The following is a 25,398-nucleotide window of genomic DNA, read 5'->3' on the forward strand; positions in this document are numbered from 1 at the left end:
TGATGGTGTGATATGGAACCGATCGAACAACAACTGACTGAACTGCGAACCACGCTTCGCCATCATGAATATCTGTACCACGTTATGGACGCACCGGAAGTGCCCGATGCGGAATATGACCGCCTGATGCGCGAGCTGCGCGAGCTGGAGAGTCAACATCCGGAGCTGATTACCCCGGACTCGCCGACTCAGCGGGTGGGGGCGGCGCCACTAACTGCCTTCAGCCAGATCCGCCATGAAGTGCCGATGCTGTCGCTGGATAACGTGTTTGATGAAGAGAGCTTTCTCGCCTTCAACAAGCGGGTACAGGATCGCCTGAAAAGCACTGACGATCTCACCTACTGCTGCGAGCTTAAGCTCGACGGCCTCGCGGTGAGTATTCTCTACGAAAACGGCGTACTGATGCAGGCCGCGACCCGCGGCGACGGTACCACCGGCGAGGATATTACCTCCAATGTGCGAACCATTCGCACTATCCCCCTCAAGCTGCATGGCGAGAATATCCCGGCACGTCTTGAGGTGCGTGGTGAGGTTTTCCTTCCGCAAGCCGGGTTTGAAAAAATCAATGAAGAAGCGCGCCGCACCGGCGGAAAAGTGTTTGCTAACCCGCGTAATGCGGCGGCGGGTTCGCTGCGCCAGCTCGATCCGCGCATCACGGCGAAGCGACCGCTTACTTTCTTCTGCTACGGCGTTGGCGTGCTGGAGGGCGGTGAGCTGCCGGCCAGCCACTCGGCCCGTTTGCAGCAGTTCAAAGCATGGGGACTGCCGGTGAGCGATCGCGTCACCCTGTGTCATACTCCCGAGGAAGTGCTCACTTACTATCGTAAAGTCGAGGAAGATCGTCCTCATCTGGGCTTTGACATTGATGGCGTGGTGATCAAAGTCGATTCGCTGGCGCTGCAGGAGCAGTTGGGTTTTGTGGCCCGCGCGCCGCGCTGGGCCGTGGCCTTTAAGTTCCCGGCACAGGAGCAGATGACTTTCGTCCGGGATGTGGAGTTCCAGGTAGGGCGCACCGGGGCGATCACGCCAGTGGCGCGCCTGGAGCCGGTCCATGTCGCCGGCGTGCTGGTGAGCAATGCCACCCTACATAACGCCGATGAAATCGAACGCTTAGGTCTGAAAATCGGCGACAAGGTAGTGATTCGTCGGGCAGGCGATGTGATCCCGCAGGTGGTCAATGTGGTGCTTTCCGAGCGTCCGGCGGATGCCCGGGATGTTGTCTTCCCGACCCACTGCCCGGTATGTCAGTCCGACGTTGAGCGAGTGGAGGGCGAGGCGGTAGCCCGCTGTACGGGCGGCCTTATCTGCGGCGCGCAGCGTAAAGAGTCGCTTAAGCACTTCGTCTCCCGTCGCGCGCTCGACGTTGACGGCATGGGTGACAAGATCATCGACCAACTGGTGGAGAAAGAGTATGTCCATACGCCGGCGGATCTGTTCCGCCTGAGCGCCGGGAAACTCACCGGGCTGGATCGGATGGGGCCGAAGTCCGCGCAAAATGTGGTCAATGCTTTGGAAAAAGCCAAAGAGACGACCTTCGCACGCTTCCTCTACGCTCTGGGTATTCGCGAGGTAGGCGAAGCGACAGCGGCGGCCCTGGCGGCGCATTTCGGCACTCTTGAAGCCCTGGAGCAGGCTTCCATTGAGGAGCTGCAAAAGGTCCCTGATGTTGGCATCGTGGTTGCCACCCATACCTTCAACTTCTTTGCCGAAGAGAGTAACCGCGATGTCATCGCGCAGCTGCTGGCCGAAGGCGTTCACTGGCCGGCGCCAGTCGTGGTGAAGGCGGAAGAGATTGATAGCCCGTTTGCGGGTAAAACCGTGGTCCTGACCGGCAGCCTGAGTCAGCTATCGCGGGATGACGCCAAAGCGCGTCTCGTCGCGCTGGGGGCGAAGGTGGCAGGCAGTGTGTCGAAGAAAACTGACCTGGTGATTGCCGGCGAAGCGGCGGGTTCTAAGCTGGCGAAAGCGCAGGAGCTGGGCATTGAGGTGATTGACGAAGCCGAAATGATGCGTCTGCTGGGAGAATAACGTGGATAAAGCGCAGCTGGTCGAAATAGCCAATACTGAGATGCCGTTCGGTAAATACAAGGGACGTCGTTTAATCGATGTCCCGGAAGAGTATTTACTGTGGTTTGCGCGTAAGGATCAGTTTCCTGCCGGCCATCTCGGCGAGCTGATGGCGTTGACCCTGCTGATTAAAACCGAGGGGCTGAGCGATCTGGTTCAGCCCCTGAAGAAAGCGCGTTAAGCTTTGGCGGCGTTGGCCTTTTCCTCAGCGAGACGCGCATCGGTTTGCTGCTTGTAGCGCCGCGCCAACACCGCGCAGACCATCAGCTGGATTTGGTGGAAGATCATCAGCGGCAGCACCATGATGCCGAGGATGGAGGTTGGGAAGAGAATATTGGCCATCGGGATGCCGTTGGCCAGACTCTTTTTCGAACCGCAAAAGACGATGGTAATCTCATCGGCTTTGTTAAAGCCGCAGCGGCGGGCGACGAACACGTTAACAGCGATGACAATGGCCAGCAGCACCAGGCTGACCACCACGATAAACAGCAGCGATCCCAGACCAACTTTATGCCAGATGCCATTCACCACTGCCTCGCTAAAGGCGGAGTAAACCACCAGCAGAATCGAGGTCTGGTCGGTCTTACCAATCCACTTCTTATGCTTCGCCACCCAGTTGCCGATCCACGGCCGTGATAAGTGACCGAGTACGAAAGGCAGCAGCAGCTGCAGCATGATTTTACCGACCTGCTCGAGGCTGCCGCCTGCGCCATGAAGGTTCATCAGGACGCCCACCAGCAGGGGTGAAACAAAGATCCCCAGCAGGCTGGAGGCCGAGGCTGAGCACACCGCCGCCGCGACGTTGCCTCCGGCCAGCGAAGTAAAGGCGATAGCGGATTGCACGGTGGCCGGCAGAATGCACAGATAGATAAAGCCGCTGTAGAGCATCGGATCGACATTCACCGGCGCCCACCAGGCAAACAGAACCCCGAGTACCGGGAAGAGTATAAAGGTGCTGCACATCACCCACAGATGCAAACGCCAGTGGCTGCCGCCGGCGATAATCGCTTCCCGGGAGAGTTTAGCGCCGTGCATAAAAAACAGCAGGGCAATGGCGGCGGTGGTCAGATGTTCAAAGAAGGGAACGAAAGCGCCACGGGCGGGGAAGAATGAGGCCAGCAGGACAACGGTGACCAGGGTTGCCGTAAACGGATCGAGAATGCGGAAAAGTTTCATAAACGCTCCTGAAAAGAGATGCGCTATTGTGCTTTTTTTCATTTGAGAAATAAAATTGATTTATTGCATCTATTCATGAATAAAAAAGATGAATTACTCTCTGCGTCAGTTAAAAGTATTCGTCACCGTCGCCCGGGCCAGAAGCTTCAGCCGGGCAGGGGAGATGATTGGCTTAAGTCAGTCGGCCGTCAGCCATAGCGTCAAAGAGCTGGAGCATCAGACCGGCGTTCGGTTACTCGACCGTACCACTCGCGAAGTCGTGCTCACCGAAGCGGGTCAGCAGCTGGCGGGGCGGCTGGAGCGTTTGCTCGATGAGTTGACGATTACCCTGCGCGACGCCGGGCGCGTCGGCCAGCAGATGAGCGGTACCGTCAAGGTCGCCGCCAGTCAGACGATTTCCGCCCACCTGATTCCGCAGTGTATTGCTCACAGCAACCGTCGTTATCCTGATATCGATTTTGTGTTGCACGATCGGCCCCAGCAGTGGGTGCTGGAGAGTATTCGCCATGGGGAAGTGGATTTCGGCATTGTGATCGACCCCGGCCCGGCGGCAGATCTGCAGTGTGAAGTGGTCCTGGCGGAACCTTTTTTGCTGCTTTGCCGGGAGGATCATCCTTTTGCCGGCCTGACGGAGGTGCCGTGGCAAGCGCTGCAGGATGAGAGACTGATCCTGCAGGACTATGCCTCCGGCAGCCGTCCGCTGATTGATGCGGCCCTTAGCCGGCTGGCTATCCGGGCGAACATTGTGCAGGAGATTGGTCACCCGGCAACGCTGTTTCCGATGGTAGAATCGGGAATTGGCATCAGCGTTCTGCCGGCGCTGGCGCTGCCGTTACCGCAGGGGAGCCATCTGACGGTGAAGCGGCTGACCCCGGTGATGGAGCGGCAGTTGATGCTGGCATGCCGGAAAAATCGCTCGCTGTCGACCGCCGCTCAGGCGTTATGGGAAATTGTGCGTGAAGAAGGGGCAAATTTAACCGCTGCGAGGGTGGAAGATCCGCTGTATCAGCGCTGACAGGGGGAGTGCTGCGGGGGAACTCGCGGCAAGACCGCAAACTGCGCATAGCAAAAAGGCGCCTTTAGGGCGCCTTTTTACATTGGTGGGTCGTGCAGGATGACTCGGCTTCGCCTCGCCCTTCGGGCCATCGCCGCAAGCGGCTCCGTTGTCTCACTGCGTTCGACCCGAACCTGCTGCAGAGAAACTCGTCTCATCCTGAGACTCGCCCTGCGGGCCAACGCTGCCGCGTCGTTCAAAATTGTTCCCCACAATTTTGTCGAATCGTTGAGTTCGGCGCATAGCAAAAAGGCGCCTTTAGGGCGCCTTTTTACATTGGTGGGTCGTGCAGGATGACTCGGCTTCGCCTCGCCCTTCGGGCCGTCGCCGCAAGCGGCTCCGTTGTCTCACTGCGTTCGACCCGAACCTGCTGCAGGTTCGAATCGTTGAGTTCGGCGCATAGCAAAAAGGCGCCTTTAGGGCGCCTTTTTACATTGGTGGGTCGTGCAGGATTCGAACCTGCGACCAATTGATTAAAAGTCAACTGCTCTACCAACTGAGCTAACGACCCGAAGTGGTGGGTGATGACGGGATCGAACCGCCGACCCCCTCCTTGTAAGGGAGGTGCTCTCCCAGCTGAGCTAATCACCCACTTCGGTACTTCACATTTTGACAGAAAATCCAGCTGGCGAGAAAGTGGTGGGTGATGACGGGATCGAACCGCCGACCCCCTCCTTGTAAGGGAGGTGCTCTCCCAGCTGAGCTAATCACCCACTTCTCAATTTTCTGTTCTACACGGCGGAGACTACGTTAAGTAGTGGTGGGTGATGACGGGATCGAACCGCCGACCCCCTCCTTGTAAGGGAGGTGCTCTCCCAGCTGAGCTAATCACCCCCGCTGTGTGGAGTCGCATTATAGGGAGAGTTGAAAATGAGTCAACGCCTTTTCTAAAGAATTCGTTCGTTCGTCGTAAAATTAAACAAAGCGATCGTAAAACCGGCGGCGTAGCATGATTTATAAACAAAAATGGCAAACCGTGACGTTCCGACGGGATCAACATTGAGGAATCAGCCCACGGTGTTAGAATATTAACCCATAATTTCCACCGGACATTGCCGGCTATCGGCATCTTTATTAAACGTAAGGCCAATTCATGAAAATCAAAACTCGCTTCGCGCCAAGCCCAACAGGCTATCTGCACGTTGGCGGTGCGCGTACTGCTCTCTATTCCTGGCTTTTTGCTCGTAACCACGGCGGTGAGTTTGTGCTGCGTATTGAAGACACCGATCTCGAACGCTCCACCCCGGAAGCAATTGAAGCCATCATGGATGGCATGAACTGGCTGAATCTGCAATGGGATGAGGGCCCTTATTACCAGACCAAACGTTTCGACCGTTATAACAACGTGATCGATGAGATGCTGGAAGCTGGCACCGCTTATAAATGTTATTGCTCGAAAGAGCGTCTGGAAGCGCTGCGCGAAGAGCAAATGGCGAACGGTGAGAAGCCGCGTTACGATGGCCGCTGCCGCCATAGCCACGAGCATCATGCCGACGATGAGCCGTGCGTGGTGCGTTTTGCCAACCCGCAGGAAGGGTCGGTGATCTTTGACGATCAGATCCGCGGACCTATCGAGTTCAGCAACCAGGAGCTGGACGATCTGATCATTCGTCGTACCGATGGTTCCCCGACCTATAACTTCTGCGTGGTGGTAGATGACTGGGATATGGCGATCACCCATGTGATCCGTGGTGAAGATCATATCAACAACACACCGCGCCAGATCAACATCCTCAAAGCGCTGAATGCGCCGGTGCCGGTTTACGCCCACGTGTCGATGATCAACGGCGATGACGGTAAAAAACTGTCCAAACGCCACGGTGCGGTGAGCGTGATGCAGTATCGTGACGATGGCTACCTGCCGGAAGCGCTGCTTAACTATCTGGTACGTCTGGGGTGGTCCCATGGCGATCAGGAGATCTTCACCCGCGAAGAGATGATCGAGTTCTTTTCGCTGGGGGCGGTCAGCAAATCCGCGAGTGCGTTCAACACCGACAAACTGCTGTGGCTGAACCATCACTACATCAATACGCTGCCGGCGGAATACGTGGCGACGCATCTGCAGTGGCACATCGAGCAGGAAAATATCGATACCCGTAATGGCCCACAGCTGGCCGAGCTGGTGAAACTGCTGGGCGAGCGTTGCAAAACGCTGAAAGAGATTGCTCAGAGCTGCCGCTACTTCTATGAAGAGTTCGCTGAGTTCGACGCCGATGCGGCGAAGAAACATCTGCGTCCGGTGGCGCGTCAGCCGCTGGAAGTGGTTCGCGACAAGCTGGCGGCGATCGGCGACTGGACAGCGGAGAACGTCCACCATGCAATTCAGGCAACCGCTGATGAGCTGGAAGTCGGCATGGGTAAAGTCGGCATGCCGCTGCGCGTGGCGGTTACCGGGGCAGGGCAGTCTCCTGCGCTTGACGTCACCGTCCACGCTATCGGTAAATCCCGTAGCGTTGAGCGTATCAACAAAGCGCTGGCTTTTATCGCTGAACGTGAAGGTCAGGCGTCCTGATTGGGACGTGGATGAAACAACGGCAGGTTACTCCTGCCGTTTTTTTTGTCTGTTACGCCGGGCTGGCGATGCCGAGGCGGGCAAGAAAGCCGCTAATCCCTTCCCGGGCCAGCAGATCGCGAAGCTGCAGCTGTTCGGCCGGAGTCATCAGTTGCAGGGTTTCCGTGATTTGCCGCCAGACCACGTCAGCCTCATTGACCAGATAAGCGCCGGGCGATTCCGCCAAATGATTGTCGGTAAACAGATGGCGCCTGGCAGGCGCATTGGTCAGAAATTCGAGCACCGGTTTGTCGATGACCACCAGTCGCGCGCGTCCTCCTTTGACGCCGGGTATCGCTTCCGTGCGCCATTTTTGCTGGCGAACCCAGCGATTGATCGTTTGTCTGGCCAGTCCCAGGCAGTCGGCGAGCTCTGCGGGTGTCATTTTATCTTTCAGTTTCATCATGCTTTACCGATCGCGGATCCCTAACCGAAGCAGTAACCCGGTGATCCCTTCGCGCAGCAACAGCGACATCAGCTGCTTCTGCTCGCTGGGAGTGAGCTCTTTGCTAAGGGTCAGCAGCAGCGATTCCAGATCGCTGTCGTGGGTAGAATAGGCGCCTGGTGTCTCTGCCACGCGCTGAGCGCTGCGGATAAACTCCCTGACTTGCTCATTGACATGGACCAGCCGCGCTTTGCCACCCTGGACGCCAGGCCGCGGAGAGGTTTGCCAGCCTTCTTTCCGCACCCATTTATTGATGGTTTGCCGGCTATAGCCGGTCAGGTGGGCGATTTCTTCAGGTGTCATTCGTTCCTTGAGCATACTATTTCCTGAGTAAATGTATGGGAATTAGCTGCACATGTTATAGCATCCTTTTACGTGAAAAAGTGACCTGTTTAACTTCTGGCTGCGATAAGGCTCGCAATGTCAGCAAGTTGCCTGCTTTTTCAGCGATTGAATTGCGAAGGATAATTTTTCCGTTGACACCTGAGCGAGGAATTCATATTATGCCGCCCGTCAACACGACACGCTTTACGTTACGGGGCTATAGCTCAGCTGGGAGAGCGCTTGCATGGCATGCAAGAGGTCAGCGGTTCGATCCCGCTTAGCTCCACCAAATTCTGCACCCAGCAGATTTGGTTCGTAAAGAGGTCCTGTGGGGCTATAGCTCAGCTGGGAGAGCGCTTGCATGGCATGCAAGAGGTCAGCGGTTCGATCCCGCTTAGCTCCACCAAAATTCAGAACCCTCGCCTCGGCGGGGGTTTTTGTTTTTAGCTGTTTTCATGTAAAGCACTTTCTGGTTAAGTCAGTTAATCTCCAGCTATTAAAATCGAAAGTAATTTCAGACTTTTTCCTGATAATTCACCTTGCCTGCCCTAAATAAGCAACATAACATTTCCCCCATTAAACGTAATGAGGTTGCCGGAGTTTTAATTAACAATAATGCTTGATAAAATTAACATTAATATCAAAAAAACTCTGTTGGCCTTTCTCGTCAGTTTAGTCGCTATTCCGCTGGCTCGTTTTATTTCACCGCAAACGGTTATTGATGGCAATCTTATTTATATTGCCTGGCTGCCAATCAGCGTGATGTTTTCTGTTATTTTTATCTTTGGCCGCTATGCGATCGCACCATTAATTCTCGCGTTTGCCATTACCAATAGCTTTCTCATTGAATTAACGCTGTCACAGGCGCTTATTCTGCTCTTTTGTCAGCTGTTTGCTGTGTTTGTCTCCTGCGCTGTTTTACGCCTGATGGTGGGCAAGCGCTGGCGGTGTGGCCCCACGGCGAAACATATGGGGGCGCGGATCTTCTGGGGCGGCTTCTTCGCGCCGGTGCTGTTGAAAATCACCATGTACCTTGCCGGGCAATATTTTGCGTTTCCATTATCTATTACCAGTTACTTTGGTAGTATGCCGTTGATTTATACCGTAATAGATATCCAAAGTTTAATCAGCGCGGCATTAATTTTTACGACGTTTCTTTATTATCCAATGCGGATGATTATCAGTCCGCACTATGCCCGACGTTTCTGGCGTCAGGAATGTTTACCATGGCTGGCACCCAAACATCGTTCTTTTACCCTATATTGGTTTATCTCGCTGGCGCTTTTATTAACTTTACTGTGTGCGCCGTATCAGTCTGAATTTATTGCCGGTTATTTAGTTCCGGTGATATTTATTGTCTACTTTATCGGGATTAGCCGGATTGGTCATGCGCTGCTGCGTATTTCATGGTCTGTCTCAGCCTTTTTGCTGGTGGTGTATAATAAAAACTTTCTCCAGGGCGTCCAAAGCGAGTATTCATTATCCTTTGTGCTGTCAGTCCTGATCTCCTTCACTATCTGTTTGTTTTATATGGCAGACACCTATGCCCGCAGCGATCGCAATAAACGCCGCTGGCGTAGCCAGGCGGAAGAGGATCCGCTGACGGGCTTACCTAATCTGCGCGCGCTGGTGAGCCATTTACAGAGCAGTCCTCTGCAGGCTATCTGCAGCTTGCGTATCGATAATCTCGATTTTCTTAGCCGACATTATGGGCTAATGATGGGCGTGGACTGTAAACGGCAAATCATCCGGGCGCTTCAGCCGCTGTTGGGGGCAACGGATAAAGTCTTCCAGGTTCCCGGCAGCGAATTGATCCTCGTGCTTGACGGGCCGGACCCTGCGGCGCGGCTAAACCATATGGTCGCCATCCTCAACCACAAAAAGTTCAGCTGGCATAATCAGCCGCTGGATCTTGAGTTTGGCGCGGCATGGAGCCGTGATGACGGTCAGGGTGAGACGCTGCACCAGATGCTGGGCCAGCTCAGCTGGCTTTCCGAACAGGCGGGCAGTGAACGCCGGGTACTGGCGTTGGATGAGGAGCAGGAGCTGGTGGTGGATCAAACCACCGAGCAGGTACGCCTCCTGATGCGCGTCAAGCAGGTTCTCAAAGAGCGGGCGCTGGTGCTCTATGCGCAACCGATTCAAAACGCGGAGGGGGAGGGCTATCATGAGATCCTCACGCGCATGCGCTGTGGTGACGGCGTCATTATGCCGGATCAGTTTATTCCGCTGATTGTGCAGTTTAACCTCAGCCAGCGTTTTGACATGCTGGTGCTGGAGACCCTGTTCAGTTCGCTCCATCAGCATCCCGGCCAGCGGTTCTCGGTCAATCTGCTGCCTTCAACCCTGATGCAAAAAGACAGCGCGGCGCAGATTATCGCGCTGTTTCAACGCTATCGCATTTCGCCAGATCTTATCACCATTGAGGTGACCGAAGAGCAGGCTTTCTCCAATGCCGACACCAGCCAGCAAAATCTCGACGCGCTGCGCGCGTTTGGCTGCGCCATCGCCATTGATGACTTTGGCACCGGTTATGCGAACTATGAACGACTGAAGCATCTGCAGGCCGATATCATTAAGATTGACGGCTGCTTCGTCCGCGATATTCTGACGGACCCGCTGGACGCCATTATGGTGAAATCGATTGTCGAAATGGCGCGGGCGAAACAGATGAGCGTGGTGGCGGAATATGTCGAAAGCGAACCGCAAAAAGCGCGCCTGCTGGAACTGGGCGTGAATTATCTGCAGGGTTACCTGGTCGGTAAGCCTCAGCCGTTGGGCGAATGACGGGTAAAAAAAAGCCGGGCGTTGCCCGGCTCAGATGACAGGCGCCTGTTACAGAACCAGTGCCGCAATCGAAGCGGACAGCACGCTAACCAGCGTGGAGCCGTAGACCAGCTTCAGACCGAAGCGAGAAACCACGTTACCCTGTTCTTCGTTCAAGCCTTTGATCGCCCCGGCGATGATGCCGATAGATGAGAAGTTGGCGAAGGAGACCAGGAAGATAGAGATAATGCCTTCCGCACGCGGAGAGAGCGTCGAGGCGATTTTCTGCAGATCCATCATGGCGACGAATTCGTTGGAGACCAGCTTGGTGGCCATAATACTGCCCACCTGCAGCGCTTCGCTTGCCGGCACACCCATCACCCAGGCAACCGGGTAGAAGATATAGCCGAGGATCCCCTGGAAGGAGATGCTGTAGCCGAACCAGCCGGTCACGGTGGCGAACAGGGCGTTCAGGGCCGAGATCAGCGCGATGAAGCCGATCAGCATCGCCGCCACGATAATCGCGACTTTAAAGCCCGCCAGGATGTACTCGCCCAGCATTTCGAAGAAGCTCTGGCCTTCGTGCAGATTCGACATCTGCAGATTTTCTTCGCTCTCTTCCACGCGGTACGGGTTAATCAATGACAGAACGATAAAGGTGCTGAACATGTTGAGCACCAGCGCCGCGACGACATACTTCGGCTGCAGCATGGTCATGTACGCGCCTACGATCGACATCGACACGGTGGACATCGCCGTCGCCGCCATGGTGTACATGCGGTTGCGCGACATTTTGCCGAGAATATCTTTATAGGCGATAAAGTTTTCCGACTGACCGAGGATCAGCGAGCTCACGGCGTTGAAGGATTCCAGCTTGCCCATGCCGTTGATTTTCGACAGAACGGTACCGATGGCGCGGATGACAATCGGCAGGATACGAATATGCTGCAAAATACCGATCAACGCGGAAATGAAGACGATAGGGCACAGAACCTTAAGGAAGAAGAAGGCCAGACCTTTATCGTTCATGCTGCCGAACACGAAGTTTGTCCCTTCGTTGGCAAACCCGAGAAGCTTTTCAAACATCTCAGAGAAGCCTTTCACAAAACCCAGACCAATATCGGAGTTCAGGAAGAACCAGGCCAGCAGGACTTCGATGACAAGCAGTTGAACAACATAACGAATACGGATCTTTTTACGGTCGTGACTGACCAACAGGGCCAGTATAGCCACCACAACGATCGCGAGGACAAAATGCAAGACGCGGTCCATAGTTGCTCCAAATATGAGGCAGGTTAAATTTCCGTGCACATTCTATGCAACGGCTTTAAAGAAAACGAGATCAATTGCACACTATTGCAAGGAACTGTGACCAATGGCAAAAATAGTGATCAAACATCCACTTTTGTTATGTTACGTAAAGGTTTTAAAAGTTGCATTCTTGTACTACTCTTAGTACTGGGCACGCTCTCGTGTTCTAACGCCCGTTTCTCATTTCCGGCCAGCTATTGTTCCCGCCTATCACAGCAATCATTATCTCCATTTTAAATGAACTTGATAATCATTCGCATTTTGATAGCATGAAACATAGCAAAGGCTATATTTCCAGAGGCAGAAGATGACTAGCAGTCGCGTTGAGAATAGCAGTAGTCGCGCCGCGCGCAAGGTGAAGCTCGCCCTCATGGGGCCCGCTTTCGTCGCTGCCATTGGCTATATCGACCCCGGTAATTTCGCCACTAACATTCAGGCTGGCGCCAGCTTTGGCTATCAGCTGCTGTGGGTGGTGGTATGGGCCAACCTGATGGCGATGCTGATCCAGGTGCTCTCTGCCAAACTGGGCATTGCCACCGGCAAAAATCTGGCCGAGCAGATCCGTGACCATTACCCGCGACCGGTGGTATGGTTCTATTGGGTGCAGGCGGAAATCATTGCGATGGCCACCGACCTGGCTGAATTTATCGGCGCTGCGATTGGCTTTAAGCTGGTTCTGGGCGTGTCGCTTCTGCAGGGGGCGGTGCTGACCGGGATGGCGACCTTCCTGATCCTGATGCTGCAGCGGCGCGGGCAAAAACCGCTGGAGAAGGTGATCGGCGGGCTGCTGCTGTTTGTCGCCGTGGCCTATGTCGTGGAGTTGATCTTTTCTCAGCCCGCGCTGGCCCCCCTGACAAAAGGGCTGGTGATCCCTACGCTGCCCAACGGCGAGGCGGTATTCTTAGCCGCCGGGGTACTGGGGGCGACCATTATGCCGCACGTTATCTACTTACATTCCTCGCTTACCCAGCATCTGCACGGCGGTACGCGGAAAGAACGCTATAACGCGACCCGCTGGGATGTGGCGATTGCCATGACCATTGCCGGGTTCGTCAACCTGGCGATGATGGCGACCGCCGCGGCGGCATTCCATTTCAACGGCCATACCGGCGTCGCCGATCTCGATCAGGCTTATAGAACGCTGGAGCCACTGCTGAGCCACGCGGCGGCGACCATCTTTGGTCTGAGCCTGGTCGCTGCAGGTTTATCATCGACGGTAGTGGGTACCCTGGCAGGGCAGGTCGTCATGCAGGGGTTTATCCGCTTTCATATTCCGCTGTGGTTTCGCCGGGCGGTCACCATGCTGCCGTCGTTTGTGGTGATCCTGCTGGGGCTGGATCCTACGCGTATCCTGGTGATGAGTCAGGTGCTGCTGAGCTTTGGTATTGCGCTTGCTCTGGTGCCGCTGCTGATATTTACCAGCAATGCGCAACTGATGGGCGACCTGGTGAATACCCGCTGGGTGAGAGTCACTGGCTGGGTGATTGTCGCCATTGTGGTGAGTCTGAATGGCTGGTTAATTGTGGGATCGCTGCTCGGCGTGGCGTAGTTCGTGACCCGCGCTGGTTAAAGCAAAGGGGAGCCAATGGGCTCCCCTTTTCGTCTGTTAGTGATGACCATGGCCATGGCCACGTCCGCCCGGGCCTCGTCCCCAGCCGCCGCGGTGGTCGTCGCGGTCGCTCCAGCCAGCACGATAGCCGCGCTCCCAGGCTTTATTTTTACCCTTGTCCCAGCCGCGGTGCCAGCCGTTGTCATGTCGATGCCAACGGTTATCACGCCATTCATAGTGACGACGCCAGTAATCACGGTCGCGCCAGCCGCCACCGTCCCAGTAGTTACCGTAATTGTCACGATCGCCTATTTGTAATTTTACCGATGGCAGCAGGGTGATTTCACCAGCGTTAGCGACTAGTGGCGCTGCGGCCAGCAGTACTGCTGCCAGAATCAGTGACCTGAACATACTCTTCTCCTTCACGATCGGGGCCGTAAGCGGCCTGTTAACCTGATATTACGGGCCGGTAAAGACCCGCCGCATCGGACGAACTCCGAAAGCGCAGAAAAGAGCACTTTTTGCTAAAGTAACATTTGCTTTACAGCGCAAGGATGGCGTCGATGGCCGCGCACTCTTCGGTGCTGAAATGGCGATTCTGCAGCATGCCGACGGCATCATCCAGCTGCGCGGTTTTGCTGGCGCCGATCAGCACGGAGGTCACTTTCTCCTCGCGCAGAACCCAGGCCAGCGCCATCTGCGACAGCTTCTGCCCGCGCTCTTCCGCTATCGTATTTAGCTGACGAATTTTTTCTAATCGCGCGGCGGTCAGTTGCTCCGGCTGCAGAAAACGACTGCTGCTGGCGGCGCGAGAGTCGGCCGGGATACCGTTCAGATAGCGATCGGTAAGCTGTCCGCCCGCCAGCGGTGAAAACGCTATACTTCCCACCCCTTCCGTCTGCAGAAAATCCAGCAGCCCCTCTTCCGCACTGCGTTCGAACATCGAATAGCGGGGCTGGTGAATGACGCAGGGCGTACCGAGGTCGTTAAGGATCTTCACCGCCTCCTGCGCCTGGGCCAGCGGATAGTTGGAGATCCCGACGTACAGCGCTTTACCCTGACGGACAAGATGATCGAGCGCACGCATTGTTTCCGTCAGTGGGGTCTGCGGGTCCGGGCGGTGATGATAAAAAATATCGACATACTCCAGCCCCATGCGCTGCAGGCTCTGGTTAAGACTGGCCACCAGATATTTGCGTGAACCCCAGTCGCCGTACGGGCCGTCCCACATGGTGTAGCCCGCTTTGGTGGAGATGATCAACTCATCGCGATAGGGCTGGAGCGCCTCTTTCAGAATGCGGCCAAAATTGCTCTCTGCTGAACCCGGCGGCGGCCCATAGTTGTTGGCGAGGTCGAAATGAGTTATGCCAAGGTCAAACGCGTGCAGGAGCATCTGCCGGCTGATCTCCACGCGCGTTTCGTCGCCAAAGTTGTGCCACAGGCCGAGAGAAATCGCCGGGAGCTGAAGGCCGCTGCGCCCGCAGCGACGATACTCCATCGTTTGATATCGCGTGGTGCTTGCCTGGTAAACCATTCTTCCTCCGCAGATAAAATAGGGTGTGTATACGTTTACACTAATCAATGTTCTGCATGGAGTACACTGCTTTTTGGGCGTAACTATTGCTTTACACCGGCTTTATCGTCCCCCTTCTGGACAGGCGGATCGCTTATTCAATACTCAAATTACACCTGCACCAAAATGAGGATAATGGACATGCAACCGACCTACACTATTGGGGATTATCTGCTGGATCGCCTCGTTGACTGCGGTATTGACCGCTTGTTCGGCGTACCAGGAGATTACAACTTACAGTTTCTCGATCGCGTCATCGCGCACAGCGCCCTGGGGTGGGTCGGCTGCGCCAACGAGCTGAATGCGGCCTATGCCGCTGACGGATATGCGCGCATCAAAGGGGCCGGTGCGCTGCTGACCACCTACGGCGTCGGCGAACTGAGCGCGCTGAACGGCATTGCGGGTAGCTATGCGGAACATATTCCGGTATTGCATATCGTCGGCGCGCCCTCTACCGGCGCTCAGCAGCGTGGCGAACTGCTGCACCATACCCTCGGCGATGGCGATTTTCGCCATTTCGCCCGCATGAGCGAGCAGATCACCTGCAGCCAGGCGCTGCTGACCGCCGGCAACGCCTGCCATGAGATCGACCGTGTCCTGCGCGATATGCTGACGCATCATCGGCCCGGCTATCTGATGCTGCCGGCCGATGTCGCCAGAGCAGCAGCGATTGCCCCGGCCCAGGGCTTGCTGGTGGAGCCTGCTCCGGCGGATGAAAACCAGCTCGCCGGGTTCCGCGAACATGCCAGCCGCCTGCTGCGGGGCAGCCGACGCATTTCTCTGCTGGCGGATTTCCTGGCGCAACGCTATGGCCTGCAGAACACGCTTCGGGAGTGGGTGGCGAAAACCCCCATCGCCCATGCCACCATGCTAATGGGCAAGGGGTTGTTCGATGAGCAGCTGAGCGGGTTTGTCGGGACCTATAGCGGGATCGCCAGCGCCCCGCAGACCCGGGAGGCGATTGAAAACGCCGACACCATCATCTGCATTGGTACGCGCTTCACCGACACTATCACCGCGGGATTCACCCAGCATCTGTCGCGGGAGAAGACCATTGAGATCCAGCCCTTCGCCGTCAGGGTGGGCGACCACTGGTTCAGCGGCGTGCCGATGGATCAAGCCCTGGCTGCATTAATGACGCTTTCCGCTCCGCTGGCGGCGGAGTGGGCGGCGCCTCAGGTCATGGCGCCGGAAGTGGAAGAGGAGGGCGAAGGCGAGTTAACCCAGAAGAATTTCTGGTCGACGGTGCAGGATGCGCTGCGCCCCGGCGATATTATCCTCGCCGACCAGGGGACGGCGGCATTTGGCATCGCGGCGCTTAAGCTCCCCTCTGAGGCATCGCTGATCGTCCAGCCGCTGTGGGGGTCGATTGGTTTTACCCTCCCGGCCGCCTATGGCGCGCAAACCGCGGCGGCAGAGCGGCGGGTGGTGCTGATCGTCGGCGATGGCGCTGCCCAACTCACGATTCAGGAGATGGGCTCTATGCTTCGCGATAAGCAAAAACCGCTTATTCTGTTGCTGAATAACGAAGGGTATACCGTGGAGCGGGCGATTCATGGCCCTGAGCAGCGCTACAATGACATCGCCCTGTGGGACTGGCAGCGACTGCCGGAAGCCTTTGCCCCGGACGTTGTTTCACGCTGCTGGCGGGTCACGCACACGGCTGAGCTACGGGAAGCGATGGCGGAAAGCATCACCTCCGATACCCTTACCCTGGTCGAAGTGATGCTACCGAAAATGGATATCCCCGATTTCCTGCGTGCGGTGACGCAGGCGCTGGAGGAACGAAACAGCCGCGTTTAGTCGCCAGTTCGTTTAGCAATCATCAACGGCCTCCCGGCCAGCAGCAGCCAGGCCGGGAGCATCACAATGCACAGCAGCGGCAGCAGCGTCGTATCCGGGACCACTACGGCGGCCATAAACAGGCTCAGCCAGCCGTCGCGGGTGACGACCAGCACCATGCCGAGAATGGCGCAGGAGACGGTGATCGCCGCTGGCACGGCATCCACGTGGGTATGCAGCATCAGCCCCAGCGCCACCCCAACGAAGACCGCCGGGAAAATTCGCCCGCCGCGAAAGCCGCTGGCGGAGGCGAGCACCAGCGCAGCCAGCTTGACCAGCGCAATGAGCAGAAAATCCGCGGCGGTTAGCGTCTGACTGAAAGCCAGCTGCTGCATCTCATCCAGCCCCTTAAACAGCGTTAAGGGGCCGCCAATGGTCCCGAGGATCCCCAGCAGCAACCCACCGATGCCCAGCGTCAGGATGGGATTTCTCAGACGATGCATCAGGGCGTGCAGGCGCGGCAGACACCAGACGGCCACCATGCCGACGGCGATAGCAATCAGGGCGACGATCATACCGCTGATGATATCGACGAAGTGCATCTGGCCATAATGGGGGATCGGCAGCGTGAAATGGGGATGGAAAAACAGCCCGGTCGTCAGCGCGCCCGCGGCGGCGGCAAGTAGCGGCGCAAAAAGGCGATCCCACAGCGGCGACTCGTTGCTGCTGTTGAGGGTTTGCGAAAAAATCAGCGCGGCGGCCACCGGGGTGCCGAAGAGGGCGCCGATAGTGCCTGAGGCCGCGAGGATGGTCCAGTCCAGCGAGCTGACGCGCGGAAACAGCCGTGAACCGACGGCGACGGCCAGCGCAATATTCACCACCATAATCGGATGCTCCGGGCCGAGGCTGACGCCGCCGGCAAGGCCGAGGATCAGCGCGGCCAGCAGTCCGGGCAGCGCGCCGGTTGCAATGGGGGCGCCAATGAGCGATTCGGTCGCCGGATCCGGCCCGGCGTGTCCCGGGCTGTAGCGGACTATCAGGCCCACGGCGATCCCTGTCGCCGTGAGCATGGCGATAATCCATAGCGGGCTGTCAGCGCTGATCCCCAACTGGGTGGGCAGATTGCTCCACAGCACGCGCTGTAGCAGCGCGGCAACCTTCATCGCGCCGATCAGGATCAGACTGCAGGCGATACCTATCAGGATGGCCGGCACCGACAGGATCAGCATTGTTCTGGCGCGAGGATGGAGCATGAAAATGTCCTTGTCAAAGTTCTGAAGCACTACTTTGCCTTCGTCGGTAGGGGCCGTCGATGCAAATGGTGCTGAAACGATAAAGTTAAGGCGGCGTCTGATATCCGAGGCGTCGTTTACAGACTACCTTGCATAGATTACAAACTAAATGTGACCTGTGTCGCTAAACAAGGGGCGTCTGCGCGTTGGACGTTGTTGTTAAGCCGCCATGAATTTACAGTGTGCCAAAAGAATTATTTTGACTTTAGCGGAGCCGTAACGGAATGACAAAATTTGCTTTAGTAGGAGATGTCGGGGGGACCAACGCCCGCCTGGCGCTATGTGATCTGGCGAGCGGAGAGATCTCTCGTGCTAAGACCTATTCCGGGCTCGATTATCCCAGTCTGGAGGCGGTGGTGCGCGTCTATCTGGAGGAGCACCAGGTGACCGTCAACGAAGGCTGTATCGCCATTGCCTGCCCGATCACCGGCGACTGGGTAGCGATGACCAACCATACCTGGGCCTTCTCCATCGCTGAAATGAAGCGCAACCTTGGCTTTGCCCATCTGGAGATAATTAACGATTTTACCGCCGTTTCCATGGCCATCCCGATGCTGAAAGCCGAGCACCTCATTCAGTTTGGCGGCAGCGCTCCGGTAGCGGGCAAACCGATCGCCGTTTATGGCGCCGGAACCGGGCTTGGCGTGGCGCATCTGGTGCACGTTGACAAGCGCTGGGTCAGCCTGCCGGGCGAAGGCGGTCATGTCGATTTTGCGCCGAACAGCGAAGAAGAGGGGATTATTCTGGAAGAGCTGCGCGCCGAGCTGGGGCATGTTTCCGCAGAACGCGTGCTCTCGGGTCCCGGACTGGTCAATTTGTACCGCGCGATTGTGAAGTCTGATGGCCGCCTGCCGGAAAACCTGCAGCCACGCGAGGTCACCGAGCGAGCGCTGGCGGACAGTTGTACCGACTGTCGCCGGGCGCTATCGCTGTTCTGCGTCATTATGGGCCGCTTCGGCGGAAACCTGGCGCTGACTCTCGGGACCTTTGGCGGCGTGTATATCGCCGGGGGCATCGTGCCGCGCTTCCTGGAGTTCTTTAAAGCCTCCGGCTTCCGCGGCGGTTTTGAAGACAAAGGCCGTTTCAAAGCTTATGTTCAGGATATTCCGGTTTACCTGATCGTGCATGAAAACCCGGGCCTGCTGGGCTCTGGCGCGCATCTGCGTCAGACGCTGGGCCAGGTGTTATAAGCGCATCCCTCCCGGGCTACCGTCGTAGCCCGGATGGCGGGACTTCCCGCCTCTACAGATTCATCAGCTGGCGAAACTCTTTCACTTTACTGCGGCTCACCGGCACCTGAAATTCAAGGTCGCGCAGGCGCAGCACATAGGTATTGTTAAACCACGGCTCAATTTCGCGGATCTTGCTGAGATTCACGCAGTACGAGCGGTGGCAGCGAAAGAAATGTGCGGTGGGCAGTTTGCTGCAGAATTCGGTGATGTTCATCGGCATGACGAATGACTCCCGGCGGGTATAGACGAACGTCATCTTTTCATGCGCCTCGGCATAATAAATATCATGAATGCTGGTGACGATTATTCGTTCATCTTTTATCAGATTGATGGTGTCGTTTTCTCGTGGCGCCGCGCTGGTCGCTCCCGCAGCGACGTTATTTTGCTGCTGCCAGGCGGCGGTTAGCTTTTGTAGCATATTGATGATGCGTGACTCCTGGTAGGGCTTCAGGATGTAGTCAAACGCCTCCAGCTCAAAGGCTTCCACGGCGTGCTCTTTCCACGCGGTGATAAAAACGATAAAAGGCTTATGGGCAAACTGGCTGATGTTTTGCGCCAGCAAAACCCCGTCCAGCGACGGAATATTGATATCGAGAAAAATGGCATCGACCTTGTTGTGCTGGAGAAACTTCAGTACGTCCAGGCCATCGTCAAAGCTGCCGACGATCTCCATCTGGCTGTGGGTGTTGATAAGCCAGGAGAGCTCCTGCTGAGCCAGAAACTCATCTTCCACAATAATAACTTTCATCTTTTCTCCGCTCATGACAACAGAGACTCCGTCAGCGCCTGCGGCGTGTGTTGATTGGGGACATAAAAGGCGATTTCTGTTCCTGGCGTCAGGGTGCGGATATGCAACCCCTCGCCGTAGAGGAGCTTCACCCGGTGATGAACGTTAAGCAGGCCGATTTTATTTCCCGGCATTTCGTCGGCTTCCACGCGAGCGACCACGGCGGGATCGATGCCGTTGCCAGTGTCGCGAACGCTGATGCGAACCCGATTGCCGCACTCGTTAATGCCGATCGTCACCACCCCCTTGCCTTTACAGGGCTGGATACCATGAACGATGGCATTCTCCACCAGCGGCTGGATAAGCAGGCTCGGGATCACGCAGCTGACGTCGTCGTCAATATCATAGATGACCGTCAGCTTGTCGCCGAATCGCGCCTGTTCAATGGCGATATAATCTTTGATCTGATACAGCTCTCGTTTGATATCAATCTGCTCATCGTCTTTTAATTCGATGTTATAGCGCAGGTAGCGTGACAGATTAAAAATGAGCTGGCGCGCGGTGTCTGGATTAAGGCGAATCGAGGAGGAGATCGCGTTCAGGGCATTGAATAAAAAATGCGGGTTAATTTTGCTTTGCAGGGCGCGCAGCTCCGCTTTGTTGGCCATCTCGCGCAGCTGTTCGGCGCGGGAGACTTCCAACTGGGTGGAGATTATTTGCGACAGGCCAATCGCCATCTCCTGCAGCGTCGAAGTGATGCGATGGGCGTGGCAGTAATAGATTTTTAGCGTGCCGGTCACCACCCCTTTTTCCCACAGCGGGATCACCATCAAGGAGTGGATCTCCGGCGTGCGGTGGGCTTCATCATTGTTTTTTATAATGATTTTTCCATAACGAATCGCTTGTCGGGTGGTAGGGCTGATGACATCGTCGTGGTGTTGATAGTTGGCCTCCCCCACGCCCACGTAGGCCAGTACATGTTCGGTATTAGTGATCGCCACCGCGTCAGCGGTAATGTCGCGGCGGATAATCTCGCATACCTGGCGCAGAGAATCGCTGTTAACGTGACGAAACAGCGGCAGGGTTTTGTTAGCGATATCGAGCGCCAGTTTTGCCTGCCGCGCCGCGCTGGCCTCCTTTTCCCCTTCCACGCTCTGTACCAGCAGCACGATAAAACCGATGCAGACGCTGCCGAGGATCATCGGGATACCAATTTTAGAGACGATATCCAGGCCGAGGCTCAGGGAAGGCGCCCAGACCACCACCAGGATCATGGTCAGGGTCTCACACACCATGCCGGCCAGAATGCCGATTTTCCACCGTTGATCGCGGGCCACTTTACGGTTAATCAATCCTGACAGCAGGCCTGCGACAATGCTGGTGATAAAGCAGGGCACGGCGGTGACGCCATCGATATCAATCAGGTAGCGGTGTACGCCGGCAATCACCCCGACAATTGCCCCTACCCACGGACCAAACAGGATCCCGCCGGACATGACGGCGATAATGCGTACGTTTACCAGCGAGCCTTCCACCGGGACGCCGGACCAGGTGCTGAACAGGGCGAACAGCGAGAAAATGGCGGTCACGGCCAGCAGCTCTTTCGGCGTATGGGCCGACTTATGCAACAGTTCGCGGAACAGGCGCAGGCGAATGAGGAAAAACAGACAAATAAGCATCAGGGCCGCACGATCATAGACCGCCAGCATCATCGTAAAAATTTCGTGCATGGGTGCGCCGCGTCAGTGGCCAGAAAAGAACATGATAAAAAACCTGACGGCAGAAGACCAGCCGCAGAAATATAATGAGGAAAAGGCATACTTTTTAAAGGGGATTGATGGGAGGCCACCGCGAGAGCGGCAGCCCTGGCTTTTAACGATAAAATTCTGTGTTAAGAAAGATATCAATATGTTACCACTCTTTATACAACTCTGGACTATTCCGGCGATGAACTGCCGTATTTAGCGCCGTCGATACCCGTTTTATATGCCAGGGAATATTTTTTACCGGCCCTCTCGACAACATGTTTTTTTTCAGGTTATTTTCTAAACGAGCCGCAACAGCGGCAGCGTCGCTCGGACGGTCCGGGCGCTAACGTTAATCAGAGGAACCTATGGCTGAATCCAGTCCTGAACGCCGTTTTACGCGTATCGATCGTCTCCCCCCGTACGTTTTTAATATTACTGCTGAACTGAAAATGGCTGCGCGCCGGCGCGGCGAGGATATTATTGATTTCAGTATGGGCAATCCCGATGGCGCGACGCCGCCGCATATCGTGGAAAAACTTTGCACCGTTGCCCAACGGCCTGACACCCATGGTTACTCTACCTCGCGGGGGATCCCGCGCCTGCGTCGCGCCATTTCACGCTGGTATGAAGAACGCTATAACGTTGACATCGATCCGGAATCGGAAGCGATCGTCACCATTGGTTCGAAAGAGGGGCTGGCGCACCTGATGCTGGCGACCCTGGATCATGGCGACACGGTGCTGGTACCAAACCCCAGCTATCCGATTCATATCTATGGCGCGGTGATTGCCGGGGCGCAGGTGCGCTCGGTGCCGCTGGTGGAAGGTGTGGATTTCTTTAACGAGCTGGAACGCGCCATCCGCGAGAGTTACCCGAAGCCGAAGATGATGATCCTTGGTTTTCCCTCGAATCCAACGGCGCAGTGTGTGGAGCTGGACTTCTTTGAAAAGGTCGTCGCCCTGGCGAAGCAGTATGACATCCTGGTCGTCCACGATCTGGCCTATGCCGATATCGTGTATGACGGCTGGAAAGCGCCCTCCATTATGCAGGTGCCCGGCGCGCGTGATGTCGCCGTCGAGTTCTTTACCCTGTCGAAAAGCTATAACATGGCCGGCTGGCGCATTGGCTTTATGGTCGGCAATAAGACCCTGGTGAATGCCCTCGCTCGCATCAAAAGCTATCACGACTATGGCACGTTTACGCCGCTGCAGGTGGCGGCGATCGCTGCCCTTGAGGGCGATCAGCAGTGCGTGCGTGAAATTGCCGAACAATATAAGCGCCGTCGCGATGTGCTGGTGAAAGGGCTCCACGAAGCCGGCTGGATGGTGGAATGTCCGAAAGCGTCCATGTACGTCTGGGCAAAAATACCGGAACCTTACGCTGCCATGGGCTCGCTGGAGTTTGCGAAAAAGTTGCTTAATGAAGCGAAGGTCTGCGTCTCGCCGGGGATAGGCTTTGGCGACTATGGCGATACTCACGTCCGCTTCGCGCTGATCGAAAACCGGGACCGTACGCGCCAGGCGATCCGTGGCATCAAGGCGATGTTCCGCGCCGATGGCTTGCTGCCCGCCGCGAGCTAGCGCTTCGGCGAATACGCCATAACAAAAACGGGAGCCAGTGGGCTCCCGTTTTTTTTGACACCGCTGCAGTCTAGATCATCAGGGCAAAAGTACCGGCCCAAACGATGACCATAAAAGAGAGGCCCATAAAGAAGTATTTCACGATTCATCACTCCACGCGCTTGTGCGACGTTCAAATGAATTAATTGTTCTGTTATTCCTGGGCTGTCGCAGGTGAAAAATCACGTTGCGGCAGCTCGCAATTCTGTGCGCTTTGTGCTCCAGATGGCGCTAATGTACGCCTAAAAAATGAGGGAAACAAGGGGCATTTTTTTATTAATTTTTAGTTACTTAGGAGTGTCGTGATTCGGCGACACATTAATTTCACCCGGTAATAAATTTCACGCCAGCGACGCTGTTAAAACGGATTTTGGCGATGGGCAAAATGGAGGACGGCCAGCGAGGGCGCGCGCAATTTCTTTGCTACGCGCCGCCGCCGATTTAATGCTGGTCAGAGGCGCGCGGCCGCCACTCGGCCGGGTAGTGAGCCGGGATAAAGCGCAGTGTGAGCGCCATGAGTAGCAGGACGCAGAGCGCATGCCAGGACCAGTCAAGCGTGTAGTTCCCGCTCAGGCTGCGCAACAGACCGGAAAGCCAGGGGGAGAGGCCTGCGATGATAAATCCGATACCCTGCATAAACGCCACCAGCCGGCCGGCTACCGCCGGTTGTCCCGCGTGATCCAGCGCCAGCACCAGGCACAGGGGAAAGGCGCCACCCAGACCCACTCCGCAGGCGATGGCCCACATCGCGGGGACGTGCTGCGGCAGCCAGATGAAGCCGCAGAAGCCAATGAGCTGTAGCGTCAGAGCGAACAGCAGAAGCTGGCGTCGATCATCCTGACGAGCCAGTGCTGGCAGCAGTAGCGCCCCCGCGGTTTGCCCAACGGTCAGCAGCGCCAGCAGCGAGCCGCTGTACTGGGCGCTATCGCCAAGCTGGATATAGTAGGGCGGCAGCCAGGCGATCAGACTGGCGTAACCGGCATTGATCAGTCCGAAATAGAGTCCCAGCGTCCAGGCGCGGCGCTGGCCAATAATCGCGACCCGGGGGGAAGCGCTGGTCTGATGCGGTGCGCGAGGCAATTGCCGGCAAATCGCCAGCCAGCCGAGCAGGGCCAGCAGGGCAGGGAGCGCCCACCAGGCCAGCGCCTGGTGCCAGACCGTACTGCGTGACGCCAGCCATGGCGTGAACGCAGCGCCTAACCCGCCGCCGCCCATCAGCGCCGCCGACCATAGTCCCATCACCAGCGGCGTACGCCGGGCGAACAGACGCTTTATCACCGCCGGGATGGCGGCCTGGATAATGCCGATGCCAATTCCCCCCGCAAGGGCGCTGCTGAGCAGCAAACCGCTATGTGGGGCGCTTTCCCGCAGCAGGGCACCCGCCGCGATAATCAGCAGGCTCAGCGCAATGCTGCGGTTTTGACCAACAGTGCGATCGACCCAGCCGCCGGCCAGCGCCAGCGCGCCCATCGCGATGACCGGCAGGGCGGTGAGGAGCGCGACCAGGGTATAGCTCATCCCGCTGGCGGCGCGGATATCCGGCAGCAAGGGACCTATCGAGGTGAGCAGCGGACGCATGTTTATCCCAATGAGTACCAGGACACACAGCGTCAGATTCTGTCGCAGCATGGGCGTCATGGTTGCTGTTCCGCCCAGCGCTGATAAAGTGCCGGCCCCTCCGGCTGCGGGCAATGGTGGATTGGCAGCGTCTGCCGGGACAGCGGCTGCTGCAGCTGCTGATAAATCGCGGTGGTTGAGAGCTGAAAGGGTTCGCCATCCTGATTACTGTTGGCGAAAAATACTTCCCGCACGCCGGTTAAATAGAGTGCGCTCAGGCACATAGGACAAGGTTGCCCGCTGGCATAGATAACGCATTCGCGCAGCACCTCGCTTCCCTGTCTGGCGGCAAGATTGCGAACGGCGTTCAGTTCGGCATGCGCCGTTGGGTCACCGTTCAGATGAAAGGTATTGACGGCTTCGGCGACAATCTCATCATGCCGCACCAGAACGGCGCCGAAGGGGCGGCCACCGTCAGCAATATTTTGTTTTGCCAGCGCTAATGCGCGCTGGAGATAGCGATCGTCAGCGGACATAGTCACTCCTGCATAAGATGATGTTGATGGTGAAAAACGCAGAGGATGATAGTCAGAGGGTACGTATCTTGTTTCATAAGTTAAAAGAC

At 56.5% G+C, this 25,398-nt stretch carries 21 protein-coding genes, 6 tRNA genes, 2 other RNA genes and 2 pseudogenes; 12 read left to right on the plus strand and 19 right to left on the minus strand.

Translation table 11 applies throughout. The annotated features are described in order from the left end of the window. The first annotated feature begins 12 nt into the window (after positions 1–12). Both ligA and AC3EMD_RS06910 read left to right on the plus strand, forming a co-directional pair. On the plus strand, positions 13–2,028 hold the full coding sequence (gene ligA / locus AC3EMD_RS06905; RefSeq protein ID WP_012540946.1) for an NAD-dependent DNA ligase LigA: 2,016 nt from the start codon (positions 13–15) through the stop codon (positions 2,026–2,028). Between the two features lies 1 nt (position 2,029). Further along, complete coding sequence (locus tag AC3EMD_RS06910; RefSeq protein ID WP_002913440.1) at positions 2,030–2,248, plus strand: DUF3820 family protein; 219 nt, start codon at positions 2,030–2,032, stop codon at positions 2,246–2,248. On the opposite strand, the gene AC3EMD_RS06915 is transcribed toward AC3EMD_RS06910, so the two are convergent. Then, positions 2,245–3,243, minus strand: coding sequence for a bile acid:sodium symporter family protein (locus tag AC3EMD_RS06915; protein WP_008803879.1), 999 nt, complete (start codon positions 3,241–3,243; stop codon positions 2,245–2,247). The two genes, AC3EMD_RS06910 and AC3EMD_RS06915, sit on opposite strands and share 4 nt — an antisense overlap. Positions 3,244–3,331: 88 nt before the next feature. On the opposite strand from AC3EMD_RS06915, the gene AC3EMD_RS06920 reads away from it, so the two are divergent. Then, entirely contained in the window at positions 3,332–4,258 is a 927-nt protein-coding gene (locus tag AC3EMD_RS06920; protein ID WP_008803880.1) for a LysR family transcriptional regulator, read from the plus strand. A gap of 83 nt (positions 4,259–4,341) precedes the next feature. On the opposite strand, the gene AC3EMD_RS06925 is transcribed toward AC3EMD_RS06920, so the two are convergent. From AC3EMD_RS06925 to AC3EMD_RS06950, 6 genes are all read right to left on the minus strand, one after another. Next, positions 4,342–4,479: non-coding RNA, RtT sRNA (locus AC3EMD_RS06925), on the minus strand. Positions 4,480–4,574: 95 nt separating this feature from the next. Then, positions 4,575–4,710: non-coding RNA, RtT sRNA (locus AC3EMD_RS06930), on the minus strand. Positions 4,711–4,732: 22 nt separating this feature from the next. After that, a tRNA-Lys gene (locus tag AC3EMD_RS06935) sits at positions 4,733–4,808 on the minus strand. Positions 4,809–4,812: 4 nt separating this feature from the next. After that, positions 4,813–4,888: transfer RNA gene (locus AC3EMD_RS06940), tRNA-Val, on the minus strand. A gap of 46 nt (positions 4,889–4,934) precedes the next feature. Beyond that, positions 4,935–5,010, minus strand: a tRNA-Val gene (locus AC3EMD_RS06945). Positions 5,011–5,055: 45 nt separating this feature from the next. Continuing rightward, positions 5,056–5,131: transfer RNA gene (locus tag AC3EMD_RS06950), tRNA-Val, on the minus strand. 259 nt (positions 5,132–5,390) lie between these two features. Between AC3EMD_RS06950 and gltX the strand changes: the two genes are divergently transcribed. Beyond that, on the plus strand, positions 5,391–6,809 hold the full coding sequence (gltX, locus tag AC3EMD_RS06955; RefSeq protein ID WP_008803881.1) for a glutamate--tRNA ligase: 1,419 nt from the start codon (positions 5,391–5,393) through the stop codon (positions 6,807–6,809). Positions 6,810–6,861: 52 nt separating this feature from the next. Here the strand turns inward: gltX and AC3EMD_RS06960 are convergent, their stop codons facing one another. Together AC3EMD_RS06960 and AC3EMD_RS06965 are read right to left on the minus strand one after the other, a co-directional pair. Next, positions 6,862–7,254 carry a MerR family transcriptional regulator gene (locus tag AC3EMD_RS06960; protein WP_008803882.1) on the minus strand — a complete coding sequence of 131 codons (393 nt, stop codon included), beginning with the start codon at positions 7,252–7,254 and terminating at the stop codon, positions 6,862–6,864. 3 nt (positions 7,255–7,257) lie between these two features. Next, a complete protein-coding gene (locus AC3EMD_RS06965) occupies positions 7,258–7,611 on the minus strand; it encodes a YfeC-like transcriptional regulator (RefSeq protein ID WP_008803883.1) in 354 nt (117 codons plus the stop codon). A gap of 219 nt (positions 7,612–7,830) precedes the next feature. Between AC3EMD_RS06965 and AC3EMD_RS06970 the strand changes: the two genes are divergently transcribed. From AC3EMD_RS06970 to AC3EMD_RS06980, 3 genes are all read left to right on the plus strand, one after another. Next, a tRNA-Ala gene (locus AC3EMD_RS06970) sits at positions 7,831–7,906 on the plus strand. 41 nt (positions 7,907–7,947) lie between these two features. Continuing rightward, a tRNA-Ala gene (locus tag AC3EMD_RS06975) sits at positions 7,948–8,023 on the plus strand. Positions 8,024–8,232: 209 nt separating this feature from the next. Next, positions 8,233–10,404 (plus strand): EAL domain-containing protein, encoded by a 2,172-nt coding sequence (locus AC3EMD_RS06980; protein WP_012967481.1) that lies wholly within the window; start codon positions 8,233–8,235, stop codon positions 10,402–10,404. 48 nt (positions 10,405–10,452) lie between these two features. Here the strand turns inward: AC3EMD_RS06980 and nupC are convergent, their stop codons facing one another. Then, positions 10,453–11,655, minus strand: a complete 1,203-nt coding sequence (gene nupC, locus AC3EMD_RS06985) for a nucleoside permease NupC (protein ID WP_012540950.1) — start codon at positions 11,653–11,655, stop codon at positions 10,453–10,455. A 346-nt stretch (positions 11,656–12,001) separates the two neighbouring features. On the opposite strand from nupC, the gene AC3EMD_RS06990 reads away from it, so the two are divergent. Then, a complete protein-coding gene (locus tag AC3EMD_RS06990) occupies positions 12,002–13,243 on the plus strand; it encodes an Nramp family divalent metal transporter (protein ID WP_012967482.1) in 1,242 nt (413 codons plus the stop codon). A gap of 57 nt (positions 13,244–13,300) precedes the next feature. Here the strand turns inward: AC3EMD_RS06990 and AC3EMD_RS06995 are convergent, their stop codons facing one another. Together AC3EMD_RS06995 and mgrA are read right to left on the minus strand one after the other, a co-directional pair. Continuing rightward, on the minus strand, positions 13,301–13,654 hold the full coding sequence (locus AC3EMD_RS06995; RefSeq protein WP_008803887.1) for a DUF2502 domain-containing protein: 354 nt from the start codon (positions 13,652–13,654) through the stop codon (positions 13,301–13,303). A gap of 130 nt (positions 13,655–13,784) precedes the next feature. After that, positions 13,785–14,777, minus strand: coding sequence for an L-glyceraldehyde 3-phosphate reductase (gene mgrA, locus AC3EMD_RS07000; RefSeq protein ID WP_012967483.1), 993 nt, complete (start codon positions 14,775–14,777; stop codon positions 13,785–13,787). A 180-nt stretch (positions 14,778–14,957) separates the two neighbouring features. On the opposite strand from mgrA, the gene AC3EMD_RS07005 reads away from it, so the two are divergent. Then, a complete protein-coding gene (locus tag AC3EMD_RS07005; protein WP_012967484.1) occupies positions 14,958–16,619 on the plus strand; it encodes an alpha-keto acid decarboxylase family protein in 1,662 nt (553 codons plus the stop codon). On the opposite strand, the gene AC3EMD_RS07010 is transcribed toward AC3EMD_RS07005, so the two are convergent. Next, on the minus strand, positions 16,616–17,851 hold the full coding sequence (locus AC3EMD_RS07010) for an ion channel protein (RefSeq protein ID WP_012967485.1): 1,236 nt from the start codon (positions 17,849–17,851) through the stop codon (positions 16,616–16,618). The genes AC3EMD_RS07005 and AC3EMD_RS07010 overlap by 4 nt on opposite strands. Positions 17,852–18,114: 263 nt before the next feature. Between AC3EMD_RS07010 and glk the strand changes: the two genes are divergently transcribed. Then, positions 18,115–19,080, plus strand: a complete 966-nt coding sequence (gene glk / locus AC3EMD_RS07015) for a glucokinase (protein WP_012540954.1) — start codon at positions 18,115–18,117, stop codon at positions 19,078–19,080. A 52-nt stretch (positions 19,081–19,132) separates the two neighbouring features. On the opposite strand, the gene AC3EMD_RS07020 is transcribed toward glk, so the two are convergent. Together AC3EMD_RS07020 and AC3EMD_RS07025 are read right to left on the minus strand one after the other, a co-directional pair. Continuing rightward, positions 19,133–19,870 carry a LytR/AlgR family response regulator transcription factor gene (locus tag AC3EMD_RS07020; RefSeq protein ID WP_012967486.1) on the minus strand — a complete coding sequence of 246 codons (738 nt, stop codon included), beginning with the start codon at positions 19,868–19,870 and terminating at the stop codon, positions 19,133–19,135. A gap of 11 nt (positions 19,871–19,881) precedes the next feature. After that, a complete protein-coding gene (locus tag AC3EMD_RS07025; RefSeq protein WP_012540955.1) occupies positions 19,882–21,579 on the minus strand; it encodes a sensor histidine kinase in 1,698 nt (565 codons plus the stop codon). Between AC3EMD_RS07025 and AC3EMD_RS07030 the strand changes: the two are divergent. Continuing rightward, positions 21,578–21,688: pseudogene (locus AC3EMD_RS07030) on the plus strand (hypothetical protein); the annotation flags it as partial. The gene AC3EMD_RS07025 and the pseudogene AC3EMD_RS07030 overlap by 2 nt on opposite strands. Before the next feature lie 11 nt (positions 21,689–21,699). On the opposite strand, the pseudogene AC3EMD_RS07035 reads toward AC3EMD_RS07030, so the two are convergent. After that, positions 21,700–21,874, minus strand: a pseudogene (locus tag AC3EMD_RS07035) (phytanoyl-CoA dioxygenase); the annotation flags it as partial. Between the two features lie 88 nt (positions 21,875–21,962). On the opposite strand from AC3EMD_RS07035, the gene alaC reads away from it, so the two are divergent. Beyond that, positions 21,963–23,177, plus strand: a complete 1,215-nt coding sequence (alaC, locus tag AC3EMD_RS07040; protein ID WP_008803894.1) for an alanine transaminase — start codon at positions 21,963–21,965, stop codon at positions 23,175–23,177. 70 nt (positions 23,178–23,247) lie between these two features. Here the strand turns inward: alaC and ypdK are convergent, their stop codons facing one another. The 3 genes from ypdK to AC3EMD_RS07055 form a co-directional block, all read right to left on the minus strand. After that, entirely contained in the window at positions 23,248–23,319 is a 72-nt protein-coding gene (gene ypdK, locus AC3EMD_RS07045) for a membrane protein YpdK (protein ID WP_099119320.1), read from the minus strand. A gap of 338 nt (positions 23,320–23,657) precedes the next feature. Then, a complete protein-coding gene (locus tag AC3EMD_RS07050) occupies positions 23,658–24,854 on the minus strand; it encodes a cyanate transporter (protein ID WP_302074002.1) in 1,197 nt (398 codons plus the stop codon). After that, on the minus strand, positions 24,851–25,309 hold the full coding sequence (locus tag AC3EMD_RS07055) for a nucleoside deaminase (RefSeq protein ID WP_080923828.1): 459 nt from the start codon (positions 25,307–25,309) through the stop codon (positions 24,851–24,853). Before AC3EMD_RS07055 ends, AC3EMD_RS07050 begins: the two co-directional genes overlap by 4 nt. Positions 25,310–25,398 lie beyond the last annotated feature (89 nt).

The sequence above is a fragment of the Klebsiella sp. PK18 genome (assembly GCF_057784655.1).